The 8,393-nt window shown below is 67.2% G+C and carries 9 protein-coding genes and 1 pseudogene; 6 read left to right on the forward strand and 4 right to left on the reverse strand.

Features of this window, described 5'->3' with window-relative positions:
- Positions 1 to 318: 318 nt before the first annotated feature.
- Together LXM94_RS08680 and LXM94_RS08685 are read right to left on the reverse strand one after the other, a co-directional pair.
- Complete coding sequence (locus LXM94_RS08680) at positions 319 to 705, reverse strand: YkvA family protein (RefSeq protein ID WP_235770788.1); 387 nt, start codon at positions 703 to 705, stop codon at positions 319 to 321.
- 72 nt (positions 706 to 777) lie between these two features.
- Entirely contained in the window at positions 778 to 1,077 is a 300-nt protein-coding gene (locus tag LXM94_RS08685; protein WP_235770790.1) for a 4a-hydroxytetrahydrobiopterin dehydratase, read from the reverse strand.
- 80 nt (positions 1,078 to 1,157) lie between these two features.
- Between LXM94_RS08685 and LXM94_RS08690 the strand changes: the two genes are divergently transcribed.
- Entirely contained in the window at positions 1,158 to 1,637 is a 480-nt protein-coding gene (locus LXM94_RS08690; protein ID WP_235770792.1) for a low molecular weight protein-tyrosine-phosphatase, read from the forward strand.
- Here LXM94_RS08690 and thpR read toward each other — a convergent pair.
- Both thpR and LXM94_RS08700 read right to left on the reverse strand, forming a co-directional pair.
- Complete coding sequence (gene thpR, locus LXM94_RS08695; protein ID WP_235770794.1) at positions 1,583 to 2,164, reverse strand: RNA 2',3'-cyclic phosphodiesterase; 582 nt, start codon at positions 2,162 to 2,164, stop codon at positions 1,583 to 1,585. The genes LXM94_RS08690 and thpR overlap by 55 nt on opposite strands.
- A gap of 86 nt (positions 2,165 to 2,250) precedes the next feature.
- Positions 2,251 to 2,895 (reverse strand): arylesterase, encoded by a 645-nt coding sequence (locus LXM94_RS08700; protein ID WP_235770795.1) that lies wholly within the window; start codon positions 2,893 to 2,895, stop codon positions 2,251 to 2,253.
- A 62-nt stretch (positions 2,896 to 2,957) separates the two neighbouring features.
- On the opposite strand from LXM94_RS08700, the gene LXM94_RS08705 reads away from it, so the two are divergent.
- The 5 genes and pseudogenes from LXM94_RS08705 to LXM94_RS08725 all read left to right on the forward strand — a co-directional run.
- A complete protein-coding gene (locus LXM94_RS08705; RefSeq protein ID WP_235770796.1) occupies positions 2,958 to 3,671 on the forward strand; it encodes an ABC transporter ATP-binding protein in 714 nt (237 codons plus the stop codon).
- Positions 3,668 to 6,217 carry an ABC transporter permease gene (locus LXM94_RS08710; protein WP_235770797.1) on the forward strand — a complete coding sequence of 850 codons (2,550 nt, stop codon included), beginning with the start codon at positions 3,668 to 3,670 and terminating at the stop codon, positions 6,215 to 6,217. Before LXM94_RS08705 ends, LXM94_RS08710 begins: the two co-directional genes overlap by 4 nt.
- A gap of 247 nt (positions 6,218 to 6,464) precedes the next feature.
- The gene (locus tag LXM94_RS08715; RefSeq protein WP_235770798.1) at positions 6,465 to 7,208 is read left to right on the forward strand and encodes a Bax inhibitor-1/YccA family protein; all 744 of its coding nucleotides are present in this window, start codon (positions 6,465 to 6,467) and stop codon (positions 7,206 to 7,208) included.
- A gap of 144 nt (positions 7,209 to 7,352) precedes the next feature.
- Positions 7,353 to 8,126, forward strand: coding sequence for a DeoR/GlpR family DNA-binding transcription regulator (locus LXM94_RS08720; protein WP_235770799.1), 774 nt, complete (start codon positions 7,353 to 7,355; stop codon positions 8,124 to 8,126).
- Positions 8,127 to 8,180: 54 nt separating this feature from the next.
- Positions 8,181 to 8,393: pseudogene (locus LXM94_RS08725) on the forward strand (MFS transporter); the annotation flags it as partial.

Below are 8,393 nucleotides of genomic sequence, written 5' to 3' on the forward strand. Positions count from 1 at the left end.
ATTTCCTGCCGGTTGTCTTGCTGGTCAAGGCCCGGGCGCAGCTGGCCGGGCGACGCGTGAACATGAATGGATTCATTTTGACTTAATTCAGGTTACCAAACCATGAACACGCGCCCGATTGTGATGGAGCCCGAACTACAACGAAACAGCATTTCATGCAAATCCGCCGCCTGCCTCGCCGGCGACCTCTCCCGGAGCCCAGGTTTTCGGAAGGGACATTCCGACCTTCAGATCAATGTCACAACGATTCAGGCAAGAGTTTGACATGCAGCAAGGGTGGCAGCGGCGCGGATTGCAACCGGAAGTCGCCGCAGGCGATCACGCGCGGTCGCCGATGCCCTCGTCCGCGAGCGCACGATCCGCCGCCGCGTAGTGGCCTTCCTTGAGATGGCCGCTGATCGCCGCAAAGGCCGTGGTCAGCACGGCGATGTCGTCGGAAAAGCCGACGAAGGCGAGAAAATCGGGCACGGTGTCGAAGGGCAGGATGAAATAGGCGAGCGCCGCAAGCAGGATGCCGCGGACGCGGGTCGGCGTCTTCGGGTCGAGCGCGCAATAGTAGCTCGCGACCAGATCGCGGCCGAAGGGCACCTGGCGCATCGCCCGCTTCAGAACGGGCCAGAAGCGCTTCCTGACCCGGCGCCGCTGCTCCTCCTGCTCCGCCTCTTCGCCCGGCAGCAGGATCTCGCCGATCTTCACGTCGTCCATGCCGTTCTCCTTGCGCTCCTTCGCTCGCCGTGGCGATATGGGGATGCGGGCGATCGCCCGCAAGGGAAAGCCTCAGGCGAGCCGGCCGGCCGCCGCCTTCTCCATGGCCGCCGCAAGCTTGAAATCGAGGTCCGTCAGCCCGCCGGCATCATGCGTCGTCAGCCGCACGTCGACGCGGTTGTAGACGTTGAACCATTCGGGATGGTGGTTGAGCTTCTCCGCGGCAAGCGCGCCTTCCGTCATGAAGCCGAAGGCCTGCACGAAGGTGCGGAACTTGAAGCTCCGCCGGATCGCATCGCCGTCCCGCACCCAGTCCGGGTGCCTACCGAGGGCTTCGGCGAGCGCCGCCTCGTCGAGCTTTTCCTGTTTCATGGGCACGTTCCTCCATTGCTGTTTGTTCCGGTCAAAGGTAAGCCCGCCGTGGTGCATGGCAAGAGACGGTCAAGATCTTCATGGTGCAAAGCTCCATCCTGTTCGTCTGCCTCGGCAATATCTGCCGGTCGCCGCTCGGCGAGGGCGTGCTCCGGCACCTGCTCGATGCGACCGGCAATGCGCAGGGCGTGCGCGTCGCGTCGGCTGGGCTCGGCCCCTGGCATGTTGGCGATCCGCCGGACAGTCGCGCAATCGCCGTGGCGCGCGGCAACGGCGTCGACATTTCCGGCCAGCGCGGCCGGCAGCTCTCGGCGAAGGATTTCGAAAGCTTCGACCACCTGCTGGCGATGGATCGCCCGGTGCTGGCGCGCATGCGGGCGCTCGCACCCGCCGGCCGCCAGGACAGGATCGCCCTCTTCTCGGATTTCGCCGGCGGAAAAACGGAAGATGTGCCCGATCCCTACTATGGCGGCCCTGCGGAGTTCGACGCGGTCTACCGCATGATCTATGCCGGATGTTCCGCCATCGCCGCGATGCTCGCGGCGGAGCCCGGCTCGTAGAGCGGGAACACCTCTTCGGTGATGTAGGGCCCGCCGCCGACCGATTCGCGCGACGACATCAGCACGAAGCGGTTCACCGTGAAGTCCGTCGTCTGGAAGTTTCCGCGGCCGGAGAGATACTGCACCACGTCCTCGAGACGGGCGTTCCGCAGCCGCGCCAGGGTGACATGCGGCATGAACTTGCGCTGGTCCGCCGGCAGGCCGATCCGTTGGCAGATGCGCTCGATCTCGGCCTGCAGGGCGTACATCTCGGGCGCCGGGCTGACGCCGGCATAGACCGAATGGGGCTTCTTCGAGCCGAAGGAGCCGATGCCGTTCAGCGAGATCTGGAACTCCGGCCGGTCTATCCTATCGATCCGGTCGACCACCTCGTCGGCCGTGCGGCCGTCGACGTCGCCGATGAAGCGCAGCGTGATGTGGAAGTTCTCGACATCGATCCACCGGGCTCCGGGGAGACCTCCGCGCAACAACGAGAGGCTCATTGCTGCATTACGCGGCACTTCGAGGGCGATGAACAGTCTCGGCATGGCGAGCTCCCCGAATCTATCGATGTGACATCAGCGAATCATGCTTGTCTCTTGCAGGCAACCCCAATTTCGCACCCGCGAAAATATCACGGCCGCTGCTGCAATTCCGTTACGAACTTTTCCGCGGCGGGCAGCATGCGCTCGACCATGACGGCGACGCCCTTGCCGTTCGGATGCATGCCGTCCTCGAGCTGCAGGCCGGCCTGCGTCACGACGCCGTCGAGGAAGAACGGGTAGAGCACGACGCCGTGCTTCTCGGCGAGCCCCGCATAGATCCGGTTGAAGCGCTCGCCGTAGTCGCCGCCCATGTTCGGCGGCGCCAGCATGCCGGCGAGCAGCACGTCGATGCCGCGCGCCTTGAGCTTGCCGATCATCTGGTCGAGGTTCTTCTCCGTCTGCTCCGGCGCGATGCCGCGCAGGGCGTCGTTCGCCCCGAGTTCGAGGATCACCCCGTCGGTCCCGTCCGGCACCGACCAGTCGATCCGCGCCAGGCCGCCGGACGACGTATCGCCCGAGACGCCGGCATTGGCGATCGTCACGTCAAGGCCGCTGGCCTTCAGCGCCGCTTCGAGCTGGGCGGGAAAGGCCTCTGCCGGCGGCAGGTTGTAGCCGGCCATCAGGCTGTCGCCGAAACCGACGATCCGGACCGGCTCGGCCAGCGCCGGCGCGGCCGATGACAAAGCTGTGATCGCAGCAGCCGCTAAAATTCCGAATACGGCTTTAAAGCCCATGGGCATGTTCCTAAATTGCCGGTGTTCTTCCGGTCCTCTTTTCAGATATAGGGCAGAATTCCTTGGCCAAAACCATCATCGAACTCAAAAACGCGGATTTGACTCTCGGTGAGGCCGCGGCCTCGGTGCATGTGCTCAAGGGAATTGGCCTGACGATCGACGCGGGCGAATCGGTCGGCATCGTCGGCCCGTCCGGCTCCGGCAAGTCGACACTGCTCATGGTGCTTGCCGGCCTCGAACGGCTGGACGGCGGCGAGATCACCATCGCCGGCGCGGCACTTCACCGGATGAACGAGGACCAGGTCGCCGATTTCCGCGGCAAGACGATCGGCATCGTCTTCCAGTCCTTCCATCTCATTCCCAACATGACGGCGCTGGAAAACGTCGCGGTGCCGCTCGAGCTCGCCAATGTCGCCGATGCCTTCGAGATCGCGCGCAGGGAGCTCGTCGCCGTCGGCCTCGGCGAGCGGCTGTCGCACTATCCGGGCCAGCTGTCGGGCGGCGAACAGCAGCGCGTGGCGATCGCCCGCGCGCTCGCGCCCGCGCCGAAGCTGCTCATCGCCGACGAGCCGACCGGCAATCTCGACACCGAAACGGGCCGGCAGATCGCCGACCTGCTCTTCGCCGAACAGGCCGGGCGCGGCATGACGCTGGTGCTCGTCACGCACGACCCGGCCCTCGCGGCGCGCTGCGACCGGCAGGTGCGCATGCGGTCGGGCGAGATCCTTCCCGACACCGCCGCCCCGGCCGTGGCCGGCGAGGCGGTCCCCGCATGACGGCGTTTTCGCTCCGCCAGGCCCGGCTTGCGCTCCGACTTGCGCTGCGCGAGATGCGCGGCGGGCTCGGCGGCTTCTATATCTTCCTCGCCTGCATCGCGCTCGGCACCGCCGCCATTGCCGGCGTGAACTCCGTTTCCAGCGCGATCACCCGCGCCATCGCCACGCAGGGCCAGTCCCTGCTTGCCGGCGACATCCGCTTCGAATTCAACAACCGCATCGCGACGCCGGAGGAGCGGGCCTATTTCGACGGACTCGGCGACGTCTCGGTTTCCTCGGGGCTGCGCTCCATGGCCCGGCTGCCGGACGGCGCCGACCAGGCGCTGGTGGAGCTGAAGGCGGTCGACGCCGCCTATCCGCTCTACGGCGCCGTCGAGACCTCCGCCGCCGAGCCGCTCGCCACGCTGCTCGCAAGGAACGGCGAGACCTTCGGCACCGTCGCCGCGCCGCTGCTGCTCGAGCGGCTCGGCATCGCCGTCGGCGGCGAGATCCTGATCGGCACGGCGCGGCTCCGCGTCACCGCGGTGCTCGTCAAGGAGCCGGACGCGCTGTCGGAGGGCTTCGGCTTCGCGCCGCGCCTCCTCGTCTCGCAGCAGGCGCTTGCCGCCTCCGGCCTCGTGCAGACCGGCAGCCTCGTCGAGCACGGCTACAAGATCCGGCTGGAAAATCCCGACCGGGTGCTGCGGACGATCCGCGAGGAAGCGAATGCCGCATTTCCGGAGGCCGGCTGGTCGATCCGCACCAGCAGCAACGCCGCGCCGTCGCTCACCAACAACATCACCCGCTTCTCGCAGTTCCTGACGCTCGTCGGCCTGACGGCGCTGATCGTCGGCGGCGTCGGCGTCGCCAATGCCGTGCGCGCCTATCTCGATTCGAAGCGCGGCGTCATCGCCACCTTCAAGTGCCTCGGCGCCCCGGCCTCGCTGGTGACGGCGATCTATCTCTTCCAGATCCTCTTCATCGCGCTGATCGGCATCGCGGTCGGCCTCGTCGGCGGCGCGCTGATGCCGCCTGTCGCCATGCGCTTCCTCGCCGACGTCCTGCCGGTGCCGGCCGACATGACGCTCTATCCGGGTGCGCTCGGCCTCGCCGCCGTCTTCGGCCTCGTCACCGCGCTCGCCTTCGCCATCATGCCGCTCGGCCATGCCCGCGACGTTCCGGCAACCGCGCTCTTCCGCGAGCAGGGCTTCGAGAAGGGGCGCCTGCCCGCCTGGCCCTATGTCGCGGGGGCGGCGGCCTTCCTGGCGGCGCTCGCCGGCCTTGCGGTCTGGACGGCCTATGACCGCTATATCGCGCTCGTCTTCCTCGGCGCGATCGCCTTTGCCTTCGTCGTGCTGCGGCTTGTCGCCTGGGGCGTGACGGCGCTTGCCCGCCGCAGCCCGCGGGTGAATTCACCGGCGCTGCGGCTGGCGATCGGCAACATCCACCGGCCCGGCGCGCTGACGCCCTCCGTCGTCCTGTCGCTCGGTCTCGGTCTCGCCCTCCTCGTGACGCTGACGCTGATCGACGGCAATCTGCGGCGGGAACTGACCGGCAACCTGCCGGAGCGCGCGCCGAACTTCTTCTTCGTCGACATCCAGGGCAGCGAGCTCGACGGTTTCCGATCCGTGCTGAAGCAGACGATGCCGGGCGGCAAGGTCGTCGAGGTTCCGATGCTGCGCGGCCGCATCCTCGCCTTCAACGGCGAGGACGTGACGCAGCGCAACGTTCCTCCCGGCGGACGCTGGGTCCTGCAGGGCGACCGCGGCATCACCTACGCGAAGGCCATCCCGGAAAACTCGGTGCTCTCCGCGGGTGAATGGTGGCCGGCGGACTACAGCGGCGAACCGCTCGTCTCCTTCTCGGCGGAGGAGGCCGGCGAACTCGGCCTGACGGTCGGCGACACGGTGACGGTCAACGTGCTCGGCCGCAACATCACCGCCCGCATCGCCAACTTCCGCACCGTCGAGTGGGAGTCGTTGTCGATCAATTTCGTGATGGTCTTCTCGCCCAACACCTTCGCCGGCGCGCCGCATGCCTGGCTCGCCACGATGATCGATCCGGACGCGACGGCCGCGCAGGAGGCGGCGACGCTGCGCGCCGTCACCAATGCCTATCCGACGATCACCAGCGTGCGGGTCAAGGACGCGCTCGACATCGTCAACGAGCTCGTCGGCCAGCTCGCGACCGCCATCCGCGCCGCCGCCGCCGTCGCGCTCTTCGCCTCCGTGCTGGTGCTCTCGGGCGCGCTGGCGGCCGGCAACCGGGCCCGCACCCACGACGCGGTGGTGCTGAAGACGCTCGGCGCCACGCGCAGCACGCTGATCCGCGCCTTCAGCTACGAGTACCTGATGCTGGGGCTTGCGACGGCGGTCTTCGCGCTCTTCGCCGGCGGCGTCGCCGCCTGGTTCGTCGTCGCCCGCATCATGACGTTGCCCTCGACATTCCTGCCCGACGTCGCGGTGACGACGGTCGTCACGGCCCTGGTGCTCACCGTCGGCATCGGCCTTGCGGGCACGTGGCGCATCCTCGGCCAGAAGGCCGCCCCGGTGCTGCGCGAACTCTGAGGCGTGCCTGCGGGCGCGCCGCCGGTGCTAACCATTGCGTAAAGTTAATCTTTCCGGTTCAACCGGGGCCTTGTGCGCGACACAAATCGTGATCATATTTGTTTCAGGCATGCTGGAGCCCCGCAGCGGCGCCTGGACATTCGGACGAGACCGGCATGGGGCCGGGACATCCGGTGAACCGCAGTCCTCTGGAAGAGCGGTTTAGACCGACACCGTAGAGAACGAACGGGGCTTACGAGAGGAAAACATGGCTGATCTCCGCAACTACCAAGGTCGAATGACGAATACCGGCGCACAGGCCGGCGTCATGATCGACGAGGGCCTGCGCTCCTACATGCTGCGGGTCTACAACCTGATGGCGCTGGGCCTGGCAATCACCGGTCTCGTCGCCTTCTTCGCGTCGCAGGCGGCCTTCTCCGGCGGGCAGCTGACCGCCTTCGGTCAGGCAATCTATGTCAGCCCGCTGAAGTGGGTGGTGATGCTGGCGCCGCTGGCACTCGTGTTCTTCATGAGCTTCCGCATCCACACGATGAGCGTCTCGGCCGCGCAGACGACCTTCTGGGTCTATGCCGGCCTGATGGGTCTCTCGCTGTCGTCGATCTTCCTGATCTATACCGGCGCGAGCATCGTCCAGACCTTCTTCGTGTCGGCCGCGGCCTTCGGCGCGCTGTCGCTCTTCGGCTACACGACGAAGCGTGATCTCTCCGCGATGGGCTCGTTCCTGGTCATGGGCCTCTTCGGCCTGATCATCGCGTCGCTCGTCAATCTCTTCCTGCAGTCCTCGGCGCTCGACTTCGCGATCTCCGCGATCGGCGTGCTGGTCTTCGCCGGCCTCACCGCCTGGGATACGCAGAAGATCAAGGAGATGTATTTCGAGGCCGACGACGACGTCGTGGCCGGCCGCAAGGCCATCATGGGCGCGCTGACGCTCTACCTCGACTTCATCAACCTCTTCCTGTTCCTGCTGCGCTTCCTCGGCAACCGCGAGTAAGCCTGGACCAGGCCTGGAGGCCTGCAGATCGGCCCCGCCGGAGACGGCGGGGTTTTTTGTTGCCCCGACGAAACATGCGTATTTGTTGACGATAGTTCCGAATTATGCATATTTACACCCATTCATGCATGATTTGGAGACACAATGTCCGTCGGCGACCTTCTGCTCGGTGAGCGCCAGACCCTGATCCGTGACAGGCTCGCCCGCGAGGGGCGGGTGATCGCCGCGGATCTTGCGGGCGAACTCGGCGTCTCGGAGGACACGATCCGCCGCGATCTTCGGGAACTCGCCGCCGCCGGCCTCTGCCGCCGCGTCTATGGCGGTGCGCTTCCCGCCTCGCCCGCCGCCGGCAGCATGGCGGAGCGCCTTGCCCTCGACCCCGAGCGCAAGGACGCGCTGGCCCGGGCGGCGGTTGCGTTGCTCCCCGAGGGCAGCACGGTCTTCCTCGATGCCGGCAGCACCAATCTCGCCATCGCCCGCGCCATTCCGGCCGACCGCCGCCTGACCGTCGCGACCAACGCGCCCGCCATCGCGGCCGTGCTCCTCGAAAAGCCCGCCGTCTCCGTCATCCAGATCGGCGGCCAGATCGACCGCGACGTCGGCGGCGCGATCGGCGGCAAGGCGCTGCGCGACGTCGAGGCGCTGCGCCCGGATATCTGCGTGCTCGGCGTCTGCGGCGTCGACCGCGCCGCCGGCGTCACGGCCTACGGTTTCGAGGATGCCGAGTTCAAGCGCTTCGTCGCCTCGCTGAGCGCCGGCGTGCTCGTCGCCGTGACCAACGACAAGCTTTCGACCGCCGCCCCCTATGCCGTCCTCCCCCTCGGCCGCCTCAGCCATGCGGTCTTCGAGGCGGATGCCGACGAAACCGAACTGGCGGCCTTCGCGGCCGCGGGAATCAACACGACCCGCGCCGGCTGACCCGATCACGACACAGCCGAACGCAGACCCGGCAAGGCTTTGGAAACATCCCGCATGACGATCCAGGACCAGACGACCCCCCTCACGCCGGCCCGCTCCGGCTACTTTACCTGGACGCGCCTCGCCGTCTCCGGGCTCTTCCTGCTGAACGGCACCTATATGGGCGCCTGGGCGCCGAAGATCCCGGAATTCGCCGACCGTCTCGGCCTCGGCGAATCCGCCCTCGGGCTGATGATCGTCTGCTTCGGCCTCGGCTCGCTCCTCATC

It is taken from the genome of Rhizobium alarense, assembly GCF_021555155.1.
In the GTDB taxonomy this organism is placed as follows: Bacteria; Pseudomonadota; Alphaproteobacteria; order Rhizobiales; family Rhizobiaceae; genus Rhizobium_D; species Rhizobium_D alarense.